Annotated in this window: 16 protein-coding genes; all 16 read left to right on the forward strand. The window is 59.7% G+C overall.

Features of this window, described 5'->3' with window-relative positions; all coding sequences use genetic code 11:
* Nucleotides 1-116: 116 nt before the first annotated feature.
* Nucleotides 117-2897 carry a DNA gyrase subunit A gene (gene gyrA, locus LK03_RS11760; RefSeq protein WP_038412546.1) on the forward strand — a complete coding sequence of 927 codons (2781 nt, stop codon included), beginning with the start codon at nucleotides 117-119 and terminating at the stop codon, nucleotides 2895-2897.
* Between the two features lie 68 nt (nucleotides 2898-2965).
* Nucleotides 2966-4051: a 3-phosphoserine/phosphohydroxythreonine transaminase gene (gene serC / locus LK03_RS11765; protein ID WP_038414695.1), complete on the forward strand. Its 1086-nt coding sequence runs from the start codon at nucleotides 2966-2968 to the stop codon at nucleotides 4049-4051.
* Complete coding sequence (gene pheA / locus LK03_RS11770) at nucleotides 4051-5145, forward strand: prephenate dehydratase (RefSeq protein WP_038412547.1); 1095 nt, start codon at nucleotides 4051-4053, stop codon at nucleotides 5143-5145. Before serC ends, pheA begins: the two co-directional genes overlap by 1 nt.
* 92 nt (nucleotides 5146-5237) lie before the next feature.
* Nucleotides 5238-7445, forward strand: coding sequence for a bifunctional prephenate dehydrogenase/3-phosphoshikimate 1-carboxyvinyltransferase (locus LK03_RS11775; protein WP_038414696.1), 2208 nt, complete (start codon nucleotides 5238-5240; stop codon nucleotides 7443-7445).
* On the forward strand, nucleotides 7442-8128 hold the full coding sequence (cmk, locus tag LK03_RS11780) for a (d)CMP kinase (protein WP_028694659.1): 687 nt from the start codon (nucleotides 7442-7444) through the stop codon (nucleotides 8126-8128). The genes LK03_RS11775 and cmk overlap by 4 nt, the downstream gene beginning before the upstream one ends.
* Nucleotides 8129-8251: 123 nt before the next feature.
* Nucleotides 8252-9928 (forward strand): 30S ribosomal protein S1, encoded by a 1677-nt coding sequence (rpsA, locus tag LK03_RS11785; protein WP_038412549.1) that lies wholly within the window; start codon nucleotides 8252-8254, stop codon nucleotides 9926-9928.
* A 243-nt stretch (nucleotides 9929-10171) separates the two neighbouring features.
* Nucleotides 10172-10474 carry an integration host factor subunit beta gene (gene ihfB / locus LK03_RS11790; RefSeq protein ID WP_038412550.1) on the forward strand — a complete coding sequence of 101 codons (303 nt, stop codon included), beginning with the start codon at nucleotides 10172-10174 and terminating at the stop codon, nucleotides 10472-10474.
* Nucleotides 10475-10494: 20 nt separating this feature from the next.
* Nucleotides 10495-10758: a lipopolysaccharide assembly protein LapA domain-containing protein gene (locus tag LK03_RS11795; RefSeq protein ID WP_038412552.1), complete on the forward strand. Its 264-nt coding sequence runs from the start codon at nucleotides 10495-10497 to the stop codon at nucleotides 10756-10758.
* 102 nt (nucleotides 10759-10860) lie between these two features.
* Nucleotides 10861-12297, forward strand: a complete 1437-nt coding sequence (locus tag LK03_RS11800; protein WP_038412553.1) for an MBL fold metallo-hydrolase RNA specificity domain-containing protein — start codon at nucleotides 10861-10863, stop codon at nucleotides 12295-12297.
* A 148-nt stretch (nucleotides 12298-12445) separates the two neighbouring features.
* Nucleotides 12446-13411 carry a UDP-glucose 4-epimerase family protein gene (locus LK03_RS11805; protein ID WP_038414697.1) on the forward strand — a complete coding sequence of 322 codons (966 nt, stop codon included), beginning with the start codon at nucleotides 12446-12448 and terminating at the stop codon, nucleotides 13409-13411.
* Complete coding sequence (locus tag LK03_RS11810; protein WP_038412554.1) at nucleotides 13408-14436, forward strand: MraY family glycosyltransferase; 1029 nt, start codon at nucleotides 13408-13410, stop codon at nucleotides 14434-14436. Before LK03_RS11805 ends, LK03_RS11810 begins: the two co-directional genes overlap by 4 nt.
* A gap of 87 nt (nucleotides 14437-14523) precedes the next feature.
* On the forward strand, nucleotides 14524-16536 hold the full coding sequence (locus LK03_RS11815) for a polysaccharide biosynthesis protein (protein WP_205621213.1): 2013 nt from the start codon (nucleotides 14524-14526) through the stop codon (nucleotides 16534-16536).
* Between the two features lie 234 nt (nucleotides 16537-16770).
* Nucleotides 16771-17847 (forward strand): dTDP-glucose 4,6-dehydratase, encoded by a 1077-nt coding sequence (rfbB, locus tag LK03_RS11820; protein ID WP_038412556.1) that lies wholly within the window; start codon nucleotides 16771-16773, stop codon nucleotides 17845-17847.
* Nucleotides 17844-18749 (forward strand): dTDP-4-dehydrorhamnose reductase, encoded by a 906-nt coding sequence (gene rfbD / locus LK03_RS11825; protein ID WP_038412557.1) that lies wholly within the window; start codon nucleotides 17844-17846, stop codon nucleotides 18747-18749. Before rfbB ends, rfbD begins: the two co-directional genes overlap by 4 nt.
* The gene (gene rfbA, locus LK03_RS11830) at nucleotides 18746-19636 is read left to right on the forward strand and encodes a glucose-1-phosphate thymidylyltransferase RfbA (RefSeq protein ID WP_038412559.1); all 891 of its coding nucleotides are present in this window, start codon (nucleotides 18746-18748) and stop codon (nucleotides 19634-19636) included. Before rfbD ends, rfbA begins: the two co-directional genes overlap by 4 nt.
* Nucleotides 19637-19671: 35 nt before the next feature.
* The gene (locus tag LK03_RS11835; RefSeq protein WP_038412560.1) at nucleotides 19672-20589 is read left to right on the forward strand and encodes a glycosyltransferase; all 918 of its coding nucleotides are present in this window, start codon (nucleotides 19672-19674) and stop codon (nucleotides 20587-20589) included.
* Nucleotides 20590-20623 lie beyond the last annotated feature (34 nt).

Here is a 20623-nt window from a genome sequence, read left to right on the forward strand (position 1 = left end):
TCACAACTCATTGATTTGTCGTAAGTCGTCGCACTCTCGAGGGTCGCGGCGACGAGCTTCGTTGGTCCCAGGAGGGATCCAGCGGAGTTTCACCAGAAAAAGGAATCAGGCTTCTCATGGGCGAACTGGCCAAAGAAATCCTCCCGGTCAATATCGAAGACGAACTGAGACAGTCTTACCTCGACTACGCGATGAGCGTGATTGTCGGGCGAGCGCTGCCCGATGCGCGTGACGGCTTGAAGCCGGTGCATCGCCGCGTCCTGTTCGCGATGAGCGAACTGGGCAACGACTGGAACAAGCCGTACAAGAAGTCCGCCCGTGTGGTCGGTGACGTCATCGGTAAGTACCACCCCCACGGCGACACTGCCGTCTACGACACCATCGTGCGCATGGCCCAGCCGTTCTCGCTGCGCTACCTGCTGGTCGATGGCCAGGGCAACTTCGGTTCGGTCGATGGCGACAACGCCGCAGCGATGCGTTACACCGAAGTGCGCATGGCCAAGCTGGCCCATGAACTGCTGGCCGACCTGCACAAGGAAACCGTCGACTGGGTGCCCAACTACGATGGCACCGAGCTGATCCCGGCGGTCATGCCGACCCGTATTCCCAACTTGCTGGTCAACGGCTCGAGCGGCATCGCCGTGGGCATGGCCACCAACATCCCGCCGCACAACCTGGGTGAAGTGATCGACGGCTGCCTGGCCCTGATCGACAACGCCGAGATCACGGTCGATGAGCTGATGCAGTTCATCCCGGGTCCGGACTTCCCCACCGCCGGCCAGATCAACGGCCGCCAGGGCATCATCGAGGCCTATCGCACCGGTCGCGGGCGCATCTACATGCGTGCCCGCTCGACCATCGAGGACATCGACAAGGTCGGTGGCCGCCAGCAGATCGTCGTCACCGAGCTGCCGTACCAGCTGAACAAGGCGCGCCTGATCGAGAAGATCGCCGAGCTGGTCAAAGAGAAGAAGCTCGAAGGCATCACCGAACTGCGTGATGAGTCCGACAAGGACGGCATGCGCATCGTCATCGAGCTGCGCCGTGGCGAAGTGCCGGAAGTGGTGCTCAACAACCTGTACTCGCAGACCCAGCTGCAAAGCGTGTTCGGCATTAACATCGTCGCCCTGATCGACGGTCGTCCGCGCCTGCTCAACCTCAAGGACCTGCTCGAAGCCTTCGTCCGCCACCGCCGCGAAGTCGTCACCCGGCGTACCGTGTTCGAGCTGCGCAAGGCCCGTGAACGTGGGCACATCCTTGAAGGCCAGGCCGTTGCACTGTCCAACATCGACCCGGTCATCGCCCTGATCAAAGCTTCGCCGACGCCGTCCGAGGCCAAGGAAGCGCTGATTTCCACGCCGTGGGAATCCAGCGCCGTGCAGGTGATGGTCGAACGCGCTGGCGCCGAGTCGTGCCGCCCCGAAGACCTGCCCGAGCAGTTCGGCCTGCATGATGGCAAGTACTGGCTGTCGCCAGAGCAAGCCCAGGCCATTCTCGACCTGCGTCTGCACCGCCTGACCGGCCTGGAGCACGAGAAGCTGCTGGCCGAGTACCAGGAAATCCTCGCCCAGATCGGCGAGCTGATCCGCATCCTCAGCAGCTCCCAGCGTCTGATGGAAGTGATTCGCGAAGAGCTCGAAGCCATCCGCGCCGAATACGGCGACGTGCGCCGTACCGAAATCCTCGATGCCCGTCACGACCTCAACTACGGCGACATGATCCCCGAAGAAGAGCGCGTGGTGACCATCTCCCACGGCGGCTACGCCAAGACTCAACCGTTGACCGCCTACCAGGCCCAGCGCCGCGGCGGCAAGGGCAAGTCGGCGACCGGCGTCAAGGACGAGGACTACATCGAACACCTGCTGGTCGCCAACAGCCACGCCACGCTGCTGCTGTTCTCAAGCAAGGGCAAGGTGTACTGGCTCAAGACCTACGACATCCCCGAAGCCTCGCGCGCCGCGCGTGGTCGGCCGATGGTCAACCTGCTGCCGCTGGAAGAGGGCGAGCGCATCACCGCGATGCTGCAGATCGACCTCGAAGCCTTGCAGCAGAATGCCGACCCTGACGAAGACATCGAGGACGGCGAAGACGTCGTGCTCGAAGGTGAAGTCATCGAGGCTGAAGAAGTCGACGAAGAAGACGGCGACACGCCCGAACTGGTGGCCGAACCCACCGGCGCGTTCATCTTCATGGCCACTGCCTTCGGCACCGTCAAGAAGACCCCGCTGGCGCAGTTCGCCCGTCCTCGCAGCAGCGGCCTGATCGCCGTCAAGCTCAAGGAAGGCGACACACTGATCGCGGCAGCCATCACCGATGGCGCCAAGGAAGTGATGATGTTCTCCAGCGCCGGCAAGGTGATTCGCTTCGCCGAAAGCGTGGTCCGGCAGATGGGTCGCAGTGCCCGTGGTGTGCGCGGCATGCGTCTGCCCAAAGGCCATGAAGTCATCTCGATGCTGATTCCTGAATCCGGCGCGCAAATCCTTACCGCTTCCGAGCGAGGCTTTGGCAAGCGCACCCCGCTGTCCAAGTTCCCGCGCCGTGGCCGCGGTGGCCAGGGCGTCATCGCCATGGGCACCAAGGGCCGCAACGGCAATCTGATCGGTGCCATCCAGGTGCACGAAGGCGAAGAGATCATGCTGATCTCCGACCAGGGCACTTTGGTGCGTACGCGGGTGGGCGAGGTTTCAAGCCTCAGCCGTAACACCCAGGGCGTGACCCTGATCAAGCTGGCCAGCGACGAGACGCTGGTGGGTCTGGAGCGTATCCAGGAGCCATCCGAAGACCTCGACGAGCTGCTTGAGCTGGGCGAAGAGGGTGGCGAGGGCGAGCTGCCGGATGCCGCTGAAGGCCAGGATGACGACGGCCTCCAGGCCTCGGGCGACCTGCCGCAGGAATGACATGGCGATAACCCGGCGGGGCGACACAGGTCGCCCCGTTGACTGAATAGAGCAGAGCGAGAGTGGATGTGAGCAAACGAGCCTTTAACTTCTGCGCAGGCCCTGCTGCGCTGCCTGAAGCCGTCCTGCAACGGGCCCAGGCCGAGCTTCTCGACTGGCACGGCAAGGGCCTGTCGGTGATGGAAATGAGCCACCGTAGCGACGACTACGTGGCCATCGCGCAGAAGGCCGAGCAGGACCTGCGAGATCTCCTGTCCATTCCCTCGAACTACAAGGTGCTGTTCCTGCAAGGCGGCGCCAGCCAGCAGTTCGCCGAAATTCCGCTGAACCTGTTGCCGGAAAACGGCACCGCCGACTACATCGAGACCGGTATCTGGTCGAAAAAGGCCATCGAAGAAGCCCGCCGCTTCGGCAACGTCAACGTCGCCGCCAGCGCCAAGCCCTACGATTACCTCGCCATTCCCGGTCAGAACGAGTGGCAGCTCAGCGCCGATGCCGCCTACGTGCACTACGCCTCCAACGAAACCATCGGTGGCCTGCAGTTCGACTGGGTGCCGCAGACCGGTGATGTTCCGCTGGTGGTCGACATGTCGTCCGACATCCTCTCGAGGCCCATCGACGTTTCCCAGTACGGCCTGATCTATGCTGGCGCGCAGAAGAACATCGGCCCCAGCGGGCTGGTGGTGGTGATCGTTCGCGAAGACCTGCTCGGCCGCGCGCGCAGCAGTTGCCCGACCATGCTCGATTACAAGGTCGCGGCTGACAACGCGTCGATGTACAACACCCCGGCCACTTACGCCTGGTACCTCTCGGGCCTGGTCTTCGAGTGGCTCAAGGAGCAGGGCGGCGTCGAGGCCATGGAGCAGCGCAACCGGGCCAAGAAAGATCGCCTTTACGGCTTCATCGATACCAGCGACTTCTACAGCAACCCCATCAGCCACAATGCTCGCTCGTGGATGAACGTGCCGTTCCGCCTGGCGGACGAGCGTCTCGACAAGGCCTTCCTGGCCGGTGCCGACGCCCGGGGCCTGCTCAACCTCAAGGGCCATCGCTCGGTCGGCGGCATGCGCGCCTCGATCTACAACGCCCTGGGGCTGGATGCAGTCGAAGCACTGGTGGCCTACATGGGCGAATTCGAGAAGGAGCACGGTTGATGTCGGAACACGAGCTCAAGGCGCTGCGCGTGCGCATCGACAGCCTTGATGAAAAGATCCTCGAACTGATCAGCGACCGAGCGCGCTGCGCCCAGGAAGTGGCGCGGGTCAAGACCGCCACCCTGGCCGAGGGTGAACAGCCGGTGTTCTACCGACCCGAGCGTGAAGCGGCGGTACTCAAGCGCGTCATGGAGCGTAATCGTGGGCCGCTGGGTAACGAAGAGATGGCGCGCTTGTTCCGCGAAATCATGTCGTCGTGCCTGGCCCTGGAAGAGCCGCTCAAGGTCGCCTATCTCGGTCCTGAGGGCACGTTCACCCAAGCCGCCGCGATGAAGCACTTCGGTCACGCGGTGATCAGCCGGCCGATGGCTGCCATCGATGAAGTGTTCCGTGAGGTGGCCGCCGGTGCCGTCAACTTCGGTGTGGTGCCGGTGGAGAACTCTACCGAGGGCGCCGTCAGTCACACCCTCGACAGCTTCCTCGAGCACGACATGGTGATCTGCGGCGAGGTCGAGCTGCGCATTCACCATCACCTGCTGGTGGGTGAAAACACCAAGACCGACAGCATCACCCGCATCTATTCCCACGCGCAGTCACTGGCGCAGTGCCGCAAGTGGCTCGACGCGCACTACCCGAACGTCGAGCGAATTGCCGTGTCGAGCAACGCCGAGGCGGCCAAGCGGGTCAAGGGTGAGTGGAATTCGGCGGCCATCGCCGGCGAAATGGCGGCCAGCCTGTATGGCCTGACCCATCTTGCCGAGAAGATCGAAGACCGACCGGACAACGCCACGCGCTTCCTGATGATCGGTAACCAGGAAGTGCCGCCGACCGGCGACGACAAGACCTCGATCATCGTTTCCATGAGCAACAAACCGGGTGCGCTGCATGAGCTGCTGGTGCCGTTCCACGAAAACGGTATCGACCTCACGCGTATCGAAACCCGGCCGTCGCGCAGCGGTAAATGGACCTACGTGTTCTTCATCGATTTCGTCGGTCATCACCGCGATCCGCTGATCAAGGCCGTACTCGAGAGCATCAGGCAGGAAGCGGTGGGGCTGAAGGTGCTGGGCTCCTATCCGAAAGCGGTGCTCTAGGCTTTGGATGACGGTGGCTCGACTGGCAACGATTGTCGTACAGAACAGGATTTCCACGCGTGGTTGAAGCGGTAGCAAAAGAGCCGGGCCCGATCGTCGGGCGCCTGGTGGTCGTGGGCCTGGGGCTGATTGGTGGCTCGTTCGCCAAGGGCGTGCGCGAAAGCGGCCTGTGCCGGGAAGTGGTCGGGGTCGATCTGGATGCCGAGTCGCGGCGTCAGGCGGTGGCCCTGGGCGTGGTCGATCGGTGTGAGTCAGACCTTGTGCTGGCCTGCGTCGGCGCCGATGTGATCCAGCTGGCCGTGCCGATCCTGGCGATGGAAAAACTGCTGGCGCGGCTTGCCGAACTCGATCTCGGTCGCGCCGTCATCACTGACGTGGGCAGCGCCAAGGGCAATGTGGTCGGCGCTGCCCGCCAGGCGTTCGCCAAGGGCCTGTCGCGCTTCGTGCCGGGCCATCCGATCGCCGGTTCCGAACAAAGCGGCGTCGAGGCGTCTAATGCGGCGTTGTTTCGCCGGCACAAGGTGATTCTCACGCCCCTGGCCGAGACCGATGCAGATGCATTGCGGCTGGTCGATCGGTTGTGGCGAGCGCTGGATGCGGATGTGGAGCACATGCCGGTCGAGCGCCACGACGAGGTGCTGGCAGCCACCAGTCACTTGCCCCACCTGTTGGCATTTGGCCTGGTCGATTCACTGGCCAAGCGCAACGAGAACCTGGAAATCTTCCGCTACGCGGCGGGCGGTTTTCGTGACTTCACGCGGATCGCCGGTAGCGATCCGATCATGTGGCACGACATCTTCCTCGCCAATCGCGAGGCTGTCCTGCGCACTCTGGACACTTTTCGCAGCGACCTCGACGCCTTGCGCGACGCGGTCGATGCAGGGGACGGGCACCAACTGCTGGGGGTATTCACCCGCGCCAAGGTGGCCCGCGAGCATTTCAGTAAAATCCTGGCCCGCCGGGCCTATGTGGACGCTATGAACGCCAACGACCTGATTTTCCTGGCCCAACCGGGTGGCCGCCTGTCCGGACGTATTCGCGTACCGGGCGACAAATCCATTTCCCACCGCTCGATCATGCTCGGCTCGCTGGCCGACGGTACCACCGAGGTCGAAGGTTTCCTCGAGGGCGAAGACGCGCTGGCGACCCTGCAGGCCTTCCGCGACATGGGTGTGGTCATCGAAGGCCCGCACCACGGCCGCGTGACCATCCACGGTGCCGGCCTGCATGGCCTCAAGCAGCCACCGGGGCCGATCTACCTGGGCAACTCCGGCACCTCGATGCGCCTGTTGTCGGGCCTGCTGGCTGCGCAGCCGTTCGATGTGACCATGACCGGTGACGCTTCGCTGTCCAAGCGCCCGATGAACCGTGTCGCCAACCCGCTGCGGGAAATGGGCGCGGTGGTCGAAACGGGCCCGGAAGGGCGTCCCCCGCTGACCATCCGTGGTGGCCAGACCCTCAAGGCACTGAACTACACCTTGCCGATGGCCAGCGCCCAGGTGAAATCCTGCCTGCTGCTCGCCGGCCTGTATGCCCAGGGCCGGACCACCGTCACTGAGCCCGCGCCCACCCGTGACCATACCGAACGCATGCTGCGCGGCTTCGGCTATGACGTGCACAGCGATGGCCCGGTGGCCTCGCTGCAGGCCGGTGGCACGCTGCGCGCCACCCGCATCGAAGTGCCGGCGGATATTTCCTCGGCAGCGTTCTTCCTGGTGGCGGCCTCCATCGCCGAAGGTTCTGACCTGGTACTGGAGCACGTCGGTATCAACCCGACCCGCACGGGCGTCATCGATATCCTGCGCCTGATGGGCGGTGACATCACCTTGGAGAACCAGCGTGAAGTGGGTGGCGAGCCGGTCGCTGATCTGCGTGTGCGCGGCGCTCAGCTCAAAGGTATCGACATTCCCGAGCACCTCGTGCCGCTGGCCATCGACGAGTTCCCGGTACTGTTCGTCGCCGCAGCTTGCGCCCAAGGGCGCACGGTGTTGCGTGGCGCCGAAGAGCTGCGGGTCAAGGAGTCCGACCGCATCCAGGTGATGGCTGACGGTCTGATCGCGCTGGGCGTGAGCTGCCAGCCGACACCCGATGGCATCATCATCGACGGCGGCCAGATCGGCGGCGGCGAAGTGCATGGTCACGGCGATCACCGTATCGCCATGGCCTTCAGCGTGGCTTCACTGCGCGCCAGCGCGCCGATTCGCATCCATGACTGCGCCAACGTCGCCACCTCGTTCCCCAACTTCCTGGCCCTGTGCGCCGAAGTCGGTATTCGTGTAGCAGAAGAGGGCAACCCGTGATCGTATCGGCACCTGTCATCACCATCGATGGCCCAAGCGGCTCGGGCAAGGGCACAGTAGCCGGCCTGCTGGCTCGCGAGCTGGGTTGGAAGCTGCTGGATTCTGGCGCGCTGTACCGCTTGCTGGCCTTCGCTGCGTCCAATCATGGCGTCGACCTGACCAACGAAGAGCTGCTCACCCGGCTCGCGGCACACCTTGACGTGCAGTTCATCGCCGCGGCGCCTGGGCGTTTGCAGCAGATCATTCTCGAAGGTGAGGATGTCAGCAGCGTGATTCGTACCGAAACCGTGGCGGCTGGGGCTTCTGCGGTTGCCTCGCTGCCTGCGGTGCGCGAGGCGCTTCTGCAGCGTCAGCGCGCCTTCCGTGAAGTGCCCGGGCTGATCGCCGATGGGCGCGACATGGGCACGGTGGTATTTCCCGACGCACCCCTGAAAGTCTTCCTGACCGCCAGCGCCGAGGAGCGAGCTCGCCGCCGCTACCTGCAGTTGAAGGGCAAGAACGAAGATGTTAGTCTGTCGAGTCTGCTAGATGAGATACGTGCACGTGATGAACGTGACACCCAGCGCGCAGTGGCCCCGCTCAAGCCGGCGGCCGATGCCATTCAGCTGGACTCCACCGAGTTGTCCATCGAGCAGGTGTTGCAACGAATCAGAAGCGAAATCGCCCTGCGCGATATCGCCTGATACCAGGAAAGCCGGCAGGGGCACCAGTCAATGTCCTGCCTGCTTTTCTTTATTTAAACGAAACCCACATTGTCTGGAATGTGGCGATGGGCGTCTGTTTCGCCCGAATCTACAGGAATGAAAATGAGCGAAAGCTTTGCAGAACTCTTTGAAGAAAGCCTGAAAACCCTCAATCTTCAGCCGGGCGCAATCATCACCGGTATCGTTGTCGACATCGACGGCGACTGGGTTACCGTACACGCTGGTCTGAAGTCCGAGGGCGTCATCCCGCTCGAGCAGTTCTTCAACGAAGCTGGCGAGCTGACCATCAAGGTCGGTGACGAAGTTCACGTTGCGCTGGACGCGGTCGAAGACGGCTTTGGCGAAACCAAGCTGTCCCGTGAAAAAGCCAAGCGCGCCGAGTGCTGGATTGTTCTGGAAGCTGCTTTCGCTGCCGAAGAAGTGGTCAAGGGCGTTATCAACGGTAAGGTTAAAGGCGGCTTCACTGTCGACGTTAACGGCATCCGTGCGTTCCTGCCGGGCTCCCTGGTCGATGTCCGCCCAGTGCGCGACACCACCCACCTCGAAGGCAAAGAGCTGGAATTCAAGGTCATCAAGCTGGACCAGAAGCGCAACAACGTTGTCGTTTCCCGTCGCAGTGTCCTGGAAGCCGAGAACAGTGCAGAGCGCGAAGCGCTGCTGGAATCGCTGCAGGAAGGCCAACAGGTCAAAGGTATCGTCAAGAACCTCACCGACTACGGCGCCTTCGTGGACCTGGGCGGCGTCGACGGCCTGCTGCATATCACCGACATGGCCTGGAAGCGCATCAAGCATCCTTCCGAGATCGTCAACGTTGGTGACGAGATCGATGTCAAAGTCCTGAAGTACGACCGTGAGCGCAACCGCGTTTCGCTGGGTCTGAAGCAGCTGGGCGAAGATCCATGGGTCGCTATCAAGGCTCGTTACCCAGAAGGTACTCGTGTCACCGCTCGCGTTACCAACCTGACCGACTACGGCTGCTTCGCTGAGCTGGAAGAGGGCGTTGAAGGTCTGGTACACGTTTCCGAAATGGACTGGACCAACAAGAACATCCACCCGTCGAAAGTCGTTCAGGTTGGCGACGAAGTGGAAGTCATGGTTCTGGACATCGACGAAGAGCGTCGTCGTATCTCCCTGGGCATCAAACAGTGCAAGTCCAACCCATGGGAAGACTTCTCTGGCCACTTCAACAAGGGCGACAAGATCTCCGGCACCATCAAGTCGATCACCGATTTCGGTATCTTCATTGGTCTGGAAGGCGGCATCGACGGTCTGGTTCACCTGTCCGACATCTCCTGGAACGAAGCTGGCGAAGAAGCCGTGCGTCGCTTCAAGAAGGGCGACGAGCTGGAAACCGTCATCCTGTCGGTTGACCCAGAGCGTGAGCGCATCTCCCTGGGCATCAAGCAGATGGAAGACGATCCGTTCTCCAACTTCGTTGCTGTCAACGACAAGGGCGCTATCGTCAAAGGTATCGTCAAGGAAGTTGACGCCAAGGGCGCTATCGTCACCCTGGGCGACGACATCGAAGCTTCCCTGAAAGCCTCCGAAATCAGCCGTGACCGCGTTGAAGACGCGCGTAACGTTCTGAAAGAAGGCGAAGAGATCGAAGCCAAGATCATCAGCGTCGACCGCAAGTCCCGCGTTATCAGCCTGTCGATCAAATCGAAAGACGACGCTGAAGAGCGCGAAGCCATCCAGAGCCTGAAACAAGCTCCAGAAGCGGCTGCAGACACCACCATGGCTGCGCTGCTGCGCGAAGCAATGGCTAAGCAGAACTAAGTTCTGCTTCGGTGAAAAAAGAGCGACTTCGGTCGCTCTTTTTTTTGCCTGAAATTTGACCCTTTCCCCAGGTGCGGTGACTAACCCTGAGCGCTGCGCTTGCACGCGGTGGTGAACAGCAATGATCAAAGTGTTGATCTTGAATTTTTCAGGCAAGTCAAGAACTGGTCTGTTCAAATGCTGCGGAGCGTGCTACAACCTGACTAAGCAATGATCTAGCTGCTTGATAACGAAGGGAAAAAAATGACGAAGTCGGAGCTGATCGAACGCATTGTCACCCATCAGGGGCTGCTCTCGCCCAAGGATGTGGAATTGGCAATCAAGACCATGCTTGAGCAGATGTCGCAGTGCCTAGCTACCGGTGATCGCATCGAGATCCGTGGATTTGGCAGCTTTTCTCTGCACTACCGCTCAGCGCGAGTAGGGCGTAATCCCAAGACTGGACAGTCGGTGAGCCTCGATGGCAAGTACGTGCCGCACTTCAAGCCAGGCAAGGAACTGCGTGATCGGGTCAACGAAGAAGAAGACGAAGTCACCCATGGTTGAGGCTTACAAGGAGCAGATCAATGCGTAATCTCAAGCGCCTCATCGTGGCGCTGTTCGTCCTGCTATTGGCGGCCGTGGTGCTGTTTTTCGTTCTGGAAAACCAGCAGGCGGTGTCGCTGGTGCTGTTCGGCTGGTCGGCGCCCGCGATGCCGGTTGCAGTTCCACTGCTGGGGGCGTTGCTGCTAGGCCTAGCCGTCGGTCCGCTGTTGGGGGCCTATGGCCTGCAACGTAGCAAGCGCAGAATTCGTGCCTCTGCACGACAAGCAGCGCTGAATGGTAACTGAAGAAAAATCCTACACCTAAAAGGGAAGCGCCTGCTTCCTTGTGCGCGGGTAGAAGTGGAGTAATACGCACTTCATTTTTTGGCCCCATGAGCGTGCGGTTGTATGGAGTTCCCGAGCCTTTCTCATCATGGTGGCGTCCACGACGTCACTGGCTCATGCCATCAGCTCCATCTGAACCATGAGCACAGTCTTCTCATCGACTGCGGCCTGCTGCAGCATGTCGATGTTTCAGTGGGCGCAGAGTCCGCTCCGCTTCCTTTCGACACCTTCGCAATAGCCGCACTTGTGGTCACCCATGTGCATCTCGACCACGTCGGGCGAATTCCGGCCCTGCTGGCGGCTGGGTATCGGGGCCCGATCATCTGCAGCGAGCCGTCCGCTGCACTGTTGCCCCTGGTCCTCAAGGATGCCTACAAGCTAAGCATCAGCAGCGATCCGGCGCACGTCGACCGCTTTACCACACTTCTGAGTCAGCTCATCGTCGCGTTGCCATTCGAGCGATGGCATCGAGTGCTTGATGAGCAAGCGCTGACCTGTTCCATCCGCCTGCAGCGCGCAGGGCACCTGCTGGGGTCTGCCTATGTCGAATGTGACGTGCACTACGCCGGTGTCGAGCGAGCCTCTAGAGTGGTGTTCTCTGGAGATGTCGGCGCCCCATGCAATCCTTTGCTGCGCAGCGTTCAGCCCCCCGAGCGCGCCGACCTGCTGGTACTGGAAAGTACCTATGGCGATCGCCTGCACACAGGTCGCAGTGAGCGACAATCGCGTCTTGAGGCTGCGATCGACCGCGCGCTCGCAGACAGCGGCATCATCCTCATTCCAGCCTTCAGCCTGGGCCGCACCCAGGAGCTGCTTTGCGAGTTGGAAGACATACTTCATCGCAAGTCGCTGCTGGGGGGAGGGGGCGGCCTGGAAGTCGATGGTTCGCTGGACTTGGCGCAATTACCGATCATTCTCGACGCCCCGCTGGCTCAGCGTTTAACCCACGTCTACAGGGAGTTGCACCCCCACTGGAACGACCACGCGCGTGTACGCTTACGCGAAGGGCGTAATCCGCTGGATTTTCGCCAACTCGTGAGCATCGATACCCACGCTCGTCATCAGCAGGTCGTGAACTACCTCAAAAGTACTGGTCGTCCAGCTATCGTCATAGCTGGCAATGGCATGTGCTCGGGTGGCCGAATCGTGAATTATCTCAAGGCGATGCTGGAGGATTCGCGGCATGAGGTGATGTTTGTGGGTCATCAGGTCAAAGGCACTCCCGGGGCCATGATCCAGGCCAGCGAAGGTGCCTCTGGTTTCGTACAGGTTGGCCTGGATGGTTGTATGTACGAGATACGCGCCAAGGTCATGACGTTGCCGGGGTACTCAGGACACGCAGATCAGAGTGGTTTGGTGGAGTTCGCTGGTTGTGGCGGGCAGTGGCCTGAAAAGATCGTTCTTGTGCACGGCGAAACTCCGGCCAAGCGCGCACTGAAGAACGCCTTGATCGAGCGTTGTGCTCGGGCAGGTCAGCGCACAACTGTCGTCATTCCGTAAGTGTGCTAGGTTTGCTGGCTGACCTCTTTTCGAAGCACGACGCGGTGTAGTCGCTAGTGCCAAGCCAGGGCTCAATGTCGTCATGCTTGTCGAGTCGACGGCCTGGCATGTGAATTCATCGAAGATCGACTTGCTCGGAGTCTGCTCATTGGAACGAGGTTCGATACTTGTAACGGGAGGCAACGGCTTTGTGGGCAGTGCGTTGGGCCGCCAATTGAGGCTGTCGTCTTCCAAGGGCGTCAGAGTGGCAGTCCGAAAACCCCGCCAGAGCGGTGTTGGCAACGAAACTTGCGTGGGCGATATCGGCCAGTTCACCGATTGGAATGCGGCGCTCTCGGGCGTAGAGATCGTTGTCCACACTGCCGCCCGGGTGCATGTAATGAATGAAACTGCGCCCAATGCGCTCGACGCGTTCCGCCAAGTCAATGTGCTTGGGACGCTGAACCTCGCCCAGCAGGCGCAGGCGGCTGGCGTGAAAAGGTTCATCTACCTCAGTTCCATCAAGGTCAATGGTGAATCTACCGACTTGACTGGGCCGTTCGTTGCCGATGCAGTGGGTGCGCCTACCGATGCTTATGGCCTTTCCAAGTTCGAAGCCGAACTGGCACTGTTGGACATGGCCAAGTCATCCACCATGGAACTGGTGATCATTCGTCCAACCTTGGTCTATGGTCCGGGCGTGCAGGCCAACTTCCTGACTATGATGACGTGGCTGTACAGGCGTGTGCCCCTGCCATTTGGGGCAATCGATAATCGCCGCAGCCTGGTATCGCTGGCTAACCTGATCGACCTGATCATGGTCTGCATCGACCATCCGGCCGCAGCCGGTCAAACCTTTCTGGCGAGCGACGGAGACGACGTCTCGACAACCCGACTGTTGCGCGAACTCGGTCATGCTCTGGGCCGGCCAGCACTGTTGCTGCCGGTGCCTGCGCCGCTCTTACGCACGACTGCTCGCCTCCTGGGGAAAGACGATGTAGCCCAGCGCTTGTTGGGATCCCTGCAGGTCGATATTGAAAAGAACCAGGCGCTGCTGGGCTGGATCCCACCTACCGATCTGCGTGAAGGCCTGAAATTCACTGCGCAGGCTTTCCTGGACACTCGTGACCGATGAGCCAGTTCTGGATGATCCCCGTCGCATTGGCCGTTAGTTTCTGCCTGACGGCTGCGCTGCGCCGATATGCATTGGCGCGCAGCCTGCTGGACATTCCCAATGCGCGAAGTTCTCACAGCATCCCAACGCCTCGCGGGGGAGGTGTCGCCGTCGTGCTGACATTCCTGCTGATGTTGCTGGCCCTGCGGAGACTCGAACTCATCTCACCGAGCCTCTTTCTGGCCCTGATGGGCGCTGGCGCAGGGGTAGCGGTAATCGGCTTTCTCGACGATCACGGGCACATCGCCGCGCGCTGGCGCCTGCTGGGTCATTTCCTGGCGGCCGGTTGGGCGCTCTACTGGTTGGGTGGCATGCCCGTGCTGCCAGTATTCGGCATATCAGTGGATCTCGGCGTGCTCGGTACGCTGGTGGGCTTGGTGTTCCTGGTATGGATGCTCAATCTCTACAATTTCATGGACGGAATAGACGGCATCGCGGGTGTGCAAGCCGTGACTGCATGCTTTTCCGCTTGTCTGCTCTACGGCCTTAACGGGTACCCATCCGAGCTTTGGGTTCCCCTATTCCTGGCGCTGGCGGTCTGCGGCTTCCTATGCTGGAACTTTCCACCGGCGCGCATCTTCATGGGTGACGCGGGTAGCGGGTTTCTGGGCATCGTGCTTGGCGTACTGTCGCTCCATGCAGCGTCCTTTGCAGCTGAGCTGTTCTGGTGCTGGCTGGTGTTGCTGGGCGTTTTTGTCGTCGATGCGACGGCGACTCTGCTACGTCGCCTAGTGCGCGGCGACAAGGTTTACGAGGCGCATCGCACCCATGCTTACCAATATGCCTCGCGTCATTACGGCCGGCACCTGCCTGTCACTCTGGCGGTTGCGTTGATTAATGTGTTCTGGCTGCTGCCAATAGCCGTTCTGTGCGCGCAAACGGCTCTGAATGGAGTATGGGCAGTGCTTCTGGCCTATGCGCCGCTGGTAGCCCTGGCCCTCAGATTCCATGCAGGAAAGCGAGAAACGAATGCGCGTGAACGATAAGCGGCGAAATGCAGATATTGGTGCTTCAATGGACGGGATATGGACAGCTCTGTCATTCACGTGTCACGTGCAGATGAAGAAATGTAGATGAGCAGCGATAACCCGTTGGACACACTGCGGACCTTTCTGGTCGAGCGACCCAGGCGGCAGAAGAGACTGATTCAAGTCGTCACCGATGTACTGCTCATCTGGTTGGCCTTGTGGCTTTCATTTCTTGTCCGGCTTGGTATTGAAGACCTTGCTGGCCCTTTGCGCGAGCATGCCTGGCTGTTCGTCTTCGCGCCGATAGTGGCCATTCCTCTGTTCACACGATTTGGCATGTACCGTGCGGTCATGCGCTATTTTGGCAACGATGCCCTGGTCGCGATCATCAAGGCCGTGAGTCTGTCGTCGCTGATCCTCTCGGTGGTGGTGTTCTGGTACAGCAATCACCAGGCAGTGGTGCCCCGTTCGATCATTTTCAATTACTGGTGGTTGAGTCTGGTGATCATCGGTGGCCTGCGATTGCTGATGCGTCACTACTTCATGGGAGACTGGTTTGCAGGCGCTCACGCCATGTCATTCACGGGGCGGGATGAAGGTCTCACCAAAGTTGCGATCTATGGCGCAGGCACGGCAGGCAATCAACTGGTTGCAGCGTTGCGCATGGGGCGATTGATGCGACCGGTCGCGTTCGTCGATGATGACGAGGATCTGTCCGGGCGCGTCATTTCTGGTCTACAGGTCTACCAGCCCAAGCGGCTTGAGCACTTGATCAAGGAGACGGGAGCCCAGGAGATTCTGCTGGCGCTGCCTTCTGCGTCGAGGGCGCGACGCAGGGAAATTCTGGGATTTCTCGAGACATTCACTCTGCCTGTTCGCAGCGTACCTTCATTCGCTGACCTGGCCAGTGGACGGGTCAAGGTCGGCGACATTCAGAACGTGGACATTGCCGATCTGCTTGGTCGTGACGCCATACCGGCGCAGCAGAATCTGCTTGTACGTTGCATCGAGAATCAGACTGTACTAGTGACCGGGGCCGGAGGTTCGATTGGTTCGGAGCTTTGCCGGCAGATCATCAGCCTGCGCCCGCGGACATTGCTGCTGTTCGATCATTGCGAATTCAATCTTTACACCATTGTTACCGAACTCGAACAACGCATCGTCCGTGAGTCGCTTTCGATCCGGTTGCTGCCCATGCTCGGCACGGTGCGCAATCAAGCCCAGATGCTCGACATCTTCAGGGCATGGCATGTCGATACGGTCTATCACGCCGCGGCTTACAAACACGTGCCGATGGTCGAGCACAACATGGCTGAGGGCGTACTGAACAATGTCATAGGCACCCTCAATGCTGCCCAAGCAGCGCTGCAGGCAGGTGTCGCTCATTTCGTACTGATTTCGACCGACAAGGCAGTCCGTCCCACCAATGTCATGGGCAGTAGCAAGCGCTTGGCAGAGATGATCCTGCAAGCCTTGAGCCGTGAGATGGCGCCCATCATGTTCGCCGACAGCGGGAAGGTGGCGCGCATGAACAAGACGCGCTTCACCATAGTGCGCTTCGGTAACGTGCTGGGCTCATCCGGCTCGGTCGTGCCACTGTTTCATAAGCAAATCAAATCGGGCGGCCCGATCACGGTCACGCACCCAAAGATCACCCGGTACTTCATGACCATTTCCGAAGCAGCCCAACTGGTGATCCAGGCCGGTTCGATGGGGGCGGGGGGAGAGGTCTTCGTGCTGGATATGGGCGAACCGGTGCGTATCGTCGAGCTGGCCGAGAAGATGGTTCATCTTTCCGGACTGAGTGTGCGTTCCGAGCGCGATCCCCAGGGTGATATCGCCATTGAGTTCACCGGTTTGCGGCCAGGTGAAAAACTCTACGAAGAGCTGCTGATTGGCGATCAAGTGGCTGGCACAGAGCATCCTATGATCATGTCCGCCCATGAAGATTATCTGCCTTGGGAGTCGCTCAAGGAAACACTCTCGGCACTGCTCGCGGCTATTACCGCAGACGACTACAGTCGGGTGAGGCTGCTATTGCGCGAAACGGTGAACGGGTATTCGCCCAATGGTGAGATCGTTGACTGGATGTATGCGCAACGCCGTCTGGACTCTTGAAATCACCAGCTGGCATGCAGGTCGATCCAATGATCGAGGCCAGTAGACTCGGGGGAGATATCTGTTCGAAGCATGCGAAAGCAGTACCGCCGCTCATGTTGATGTGTGGAATGTCGCCTCCATTGATTCGTGCTATTGGCATCGGGGTCGGCGGTCGCGCTTACCGTGCCGTTGCGTCCTTCAACAGGGCAGACCTCTTTTGATTACATTCAGCCCCAAGGGTAGTAAATTCTCGTGAAGATATTAGTTACAGGTGGTGCAGGTTTCATCGGTTCCGCTGTTGTGCGACACATTATTGCCAATACGGACGACTCGGTAGTCAATGTCGACAAACTGACCTACGCAGGTAACCTCGAATCGCTGCAGTCCATCGAGCAGGACTCGCGATATGTCTTCGAACACGTCGATATCTGCGACCGTGATGAACTCGACCGTGTGTTCTGTGAGCATCGACCTGATGCCGTCATGCATCTAGCCGCAGAGTCCCATGTTGATCGCTCAATCAGCGGCCCTGCGGAATTCATCCAGACCAACATCATGGGCACGTATATCCTGCTCGAAGCCGCGCGCGCTTATTGGACAGGGCTGGATGAGCACGGCAAATCCGCGTTTCGCTTCCATCATATTTCCACGGACGAGGTTTATGGCGACCTGGAAGGCCCGGACGATCTGTTTACCGAGACGACGCCTTACCAACCGAGTTCGCCCTACTCGGCGAGTAAAGCCAGTTCAGACCATCTGGTACGAGCGTGGGCTCGCACCTATGGCCTCCCCACGTTGATTACCAACTGTTCCAACAACTACGGGCCGTTCCACTTCCCCGAGAAGTTGATTCCACTGGTGATTCTCAATGCTTTGGAAGGCAAGCCACTGCCTATTTACGGCAAGGGTGATCAGATTCGTGACTGGTTGTTTGTCGAAGACCATGCGCGCGCGTTATACACCGTGGTGACGCAAGGCCAAGTCGGCGAGACCTATAATATCGGTGGTCACAACGAGAAGCAGAACATCGAAGTGGTCCGCACGGTATGCGCATTGCTGGATGAGTTGCGCAGCGATTCGGAATTCGTGCCGCATTTTGACTTGGTGACGTATGTCACCGACCGTCCTGGGCATGACCTGCGTTACGCGATCGATGCCAGCAAGATTCAGCGGGCGCTGGGCTGGGTTCCGGAAGAAACATTCGAGTCCGGCATTCGCAAGACCGTGCAATGGTATCTGGAAAACGCGGAGTGGGTCGCCCACGTCAAGAGCGGCAGTTATCAGCAGTGGATCGACAAGAACTACAACGCGCGTGCGGGCGAACAATGAAGATTCTTTTGCTCGGAAAAGACGGTCAGGTGGGTTGGGAGTTGCAGCGTGCGCTGATACCGGCTGGGGAGGTCATCGCGCTGAGTCGCGAGCCGATGTCTACACCCTACGGAACGCTCTGCGGCGATCTGGCCAATCTTGAGCAGCTACGCCAGACGATCCGCAACGTCGAGCCAGATGTCATCGTCAACGCCGCCGCCTATACCGCAGTCGACAGGGCCGAAACGGAACGTGAGCTGGCACTGACCATCAACGCGCAGGCCTGTGAGGTGATGGCCCTGGAGGCCAGGCGTCTCGATGCGCTGCTCGTGCATTACTCCACCGACTACGTGTTCGATGGCACCGGCTCCGCAGCCTGGCAGGAAAGCGACGCCGTGGCGCCTGTGAACCAGTACGGTGAAACCAAGCTCGAAGGGGAGCGCCTGATCGTTGCCTCGGGCTGCAAGCACCTGATCTTCCGCACCAGTTGGGTGTATGCGGCCAAGGGCAACAACTTCGCCAAGACGATGCTGCGCCTGGCCAGAGAAAAGCCGACCCTCAACATCATTGCCGATCAGCACGGTGTACCGACCGGTGCCGAGTTGCTGGCCGACATCGCAGTGCATGCGCTGCAGAAAACGCTGATCGACCCACGTCTGTGTGGCATTTACCACCTGGCGCCTGCTGGTGAAACCACTTGGTACGACTACGCGACCTACGTCATCGATTTTGCCCGCGCTACGGGTGAGCGGCTGGCAGTGGAGAACATCAACCCAATTCCCACCACGCACTTTCCGACACCTGCCCGTCGACCTCTGAACTCTCGTTTGGATACGAGGAAGCTACGCACTGCTTTCGCTGTGCAATTGCCGGACTGGAAAACCGGTGTAACTCGAATGCTCATGGAAATCTTGCACACATGAAAACAACAAACCGTAAAGGCATCGTATTGGCAGGTGGCTCAGGCACACGCTTGCATCCGCTGACATTGGGCGTGTCCAAGCAAATGCTGCCGATCTACGATAAACCGATGATCTTCTACCCGTTGTCAGTGCTGATGCTGGCGGGCATGCGTGAAATCCTGATTATCTCGACGCCTGACGATCTGCCGGCATTTCGCAAGTTGCTCGGCGATGGCAGCCAGTTCGGTATCGAGCTGAGCTATGCCGAACAACCGAGTCCAGACGGCCTGGCCCAGGCGTTCATCATCGGCGAGGCGTTCATCGGCGACGACCCATGCTGCCTGATTCTGGGCGACAACATCTTCTACGGGCAGCACTTCTCGGACAACTTGCGCGCAGCCGCCGAGCAGTCCGAAGGCGCGACCGTATTCGGGTATCACGTCAATGATCCGGAACGCTTTGGCGTCGTCGAGTTCGACAAGACGGGCCGGGCACTGAGCATCGAAGAAAAGCCCGCCAAACCCAAGTCCAATTACGCGGTCACCGGGTTGTATTTCTACGACAACGATGTGGTCGAAATTGCCAAGAACATCAGGCCGTCCGCCCGCGGCGAGCTGGAGATCACCGACGTCAACCGCATCTACCTTGAGCGAAAAGCGTTGACCGTGCAGATGCTCGGGCGCGGTTTTGCCTGGCTGGATACCGGAACCCACGAGTCGCTGCTGGAAGCCAGTCATTTCGTTCATACCATCGAGCAGCGTCAGGGTTGGAAGGTGGCCTGCCTAGAGGAGATCGGGCTGGCCAACGGTTGGGTCTGTAAGGAACAGGTCGCAGCCCAGGCTGAGAAATTGAAAAAGACCGGCTATGGCCAGTACTTGCAGAAGCTGCTTGCGGCAGGTGACTTCTGAGCGAGTTTGATCATGGCAAGCCCACTGCCCTTGACATGGCAGATACCCAGCCTCAGGTCGCCGTGCTGCTGGCTGCTTACAACGGCATGCGTTGGATTGAGGAGCAGATTGCCTCGATCCTGACGCAAGGCCAGGTCGATGTCAGGATTTATATCAGCGTCGACCCATCCAATGATGGCACCGAGGCCTGGTGTGCTCGCTGCGCTGAAATGCACGCCAACGTCGAGTTGTTGCCTGCGGCGGGCCCCTTTGGTGGCGCCGCGCGCAATTTCTTCCGTCTGATTCGTGACGTCGACTTTTCTGCCTTCGATTACGTTGCTTTTTCCGATCAGGATGACATCTGGTACCCCGACAAACTGCACCGTGCGGTAACCACGTTAAAGTCTGGGCGGATCGACGGCTACTCAAGCAACGTCATCGCGTTCTGGCCAGATGGGCGGCGCATGCTGGTGGACAAAGCCCAGCCACAGGTGAAGTGGGATTATCTGTTCGAAGCGGCTGGGCCCGGCTGTACCTATGTCCTGACGCTGAAAATGGCCAATAAATTCCGCGACTTCGTAGTCAAGCACTGGGAAAATATACAAGGTGTAACTTTACATGACTGGCTGTGTTACGCCTTTGCACGAAGTGCGGGATTTACTTGGAACATCGATCCCATTCCAAGCATGGACTATCGTCAACATACCGAGAATCAGGTTGGGGTGAACTCCGGTCTGCAGTCTGCGATCAGGCGCGTAAAAAAGATGACGGACGGATGGTGGTTAGGTCAAGTACGAAGGATCAGCAATTTGACGGCCGGTCTCGGGAGTCAATCTATTTCGGACCGACCGCAAGTTACCGGTAGGCGAGCAATCGCTGCGCTGGGCATTCAATCCAGACAATGTCGGAGGCGCTCGCGAGATCAGGTGATATTTGCTGTGTTTTGCATTGTAGCGGCAGCCTGCTTGAAGTGACCTCAAGCAAGAGCGCCCGACGTATGTCAGGCTT

The sequence above is a fragment of the Pseudomonas cremoricolorata genome, assembly GCF_000759535.1.
In the GTDB taxonomy this organism is placed as follows: Bacteria; Pseudomonadota; Gammaproteobacteria; order Pseudomonadales; family Pseudomonadaceae; genus Aquipseudomonas; species Aquipseudomonas cremoricolorata_A.

What these genes read in the sequence shown, in the direction of transcription:
- gyrA (WP_038412546.1), top strand. Translation starts at nt 117, where the DNA reads ATGGGCGAACTGGCCAAAGAAATCCTCCCGGTCAATATCGAAGACGAA.
- pheA (WP_038412547.1), top strand. Translation starts at nt 4,051, where the DNA reads ATGTCGGAACACGAGCTCAAGGCGCTGCGCGTGCGCATCGACAGCCTT.
- rpsA (WP_038412549.1), top strand. Translation starts at nt 8,252, where the DNA reads ATGAGCGAAAGCTTTGCAGAACTCTTTGAAGAAAGCCTGAAAACCCTC.
- ihfB (WP_038412550.1), top strand. Translation starts at nt 10,172, where the DNA reads ATGACGAAGTCGGAGCTGATCGAACGCATTGTCACCCATCAGGGGCTG.
- LK03_RS11795 (WP_038412552.1), top strand. Translation starts at nt 10,495, where the DNA reads ATGCGTAATCTCAAGCGCCTCATCGTGGCGCTGTTCGTCCTGCTATTG.
- LK03_RS11800 (WP_038412553.1), top strand. Translation starts at nt 10,861, where the DNA reads ATGGAGTTCCCGAGCCTTTCTCATCATGGTGGCGTCCACGACGTCACT.
- LK03_RS11810 (WP_038412554.1), top strand. Translation starts at nt 13,408, where the DNA reads ATGAGCCAGTTCTGGATGATCCCCGTCGCATTGGCCGTTAGTTTCTGC.
- LK03_RS11815 (WP_205621213.1), top strand. Translation starts at nt 14,524, where the DNA reads ATGAGCAGCGATAACCCGTTGGACACACTGCGGACCTTTCTGGTCGAG.
- rfbD (WP_038412557.1), top strand. Translation starts at nt 17,844, where the DNA reads ATGAAGATTCTTTTGCTCGGAAAAGACGGTCAGGTGGGTTGGGAGTTG.
- rfbA (WP_038412559.1), top strand. Translation starts at nt 18,746, where the DNA reads ATGAAAACAACAAACCGTAAAGGCATCGTATTGGCAGGTGGCTCAGGC.
- LK03_RS11835 (WP_038412560.1), top strand. Translation starts at nt 19,672, where the DNA reads ATGGCAGATACCCAGCCTCAGGTCGCCGTGCTGCTGGCTGCTTACAAC.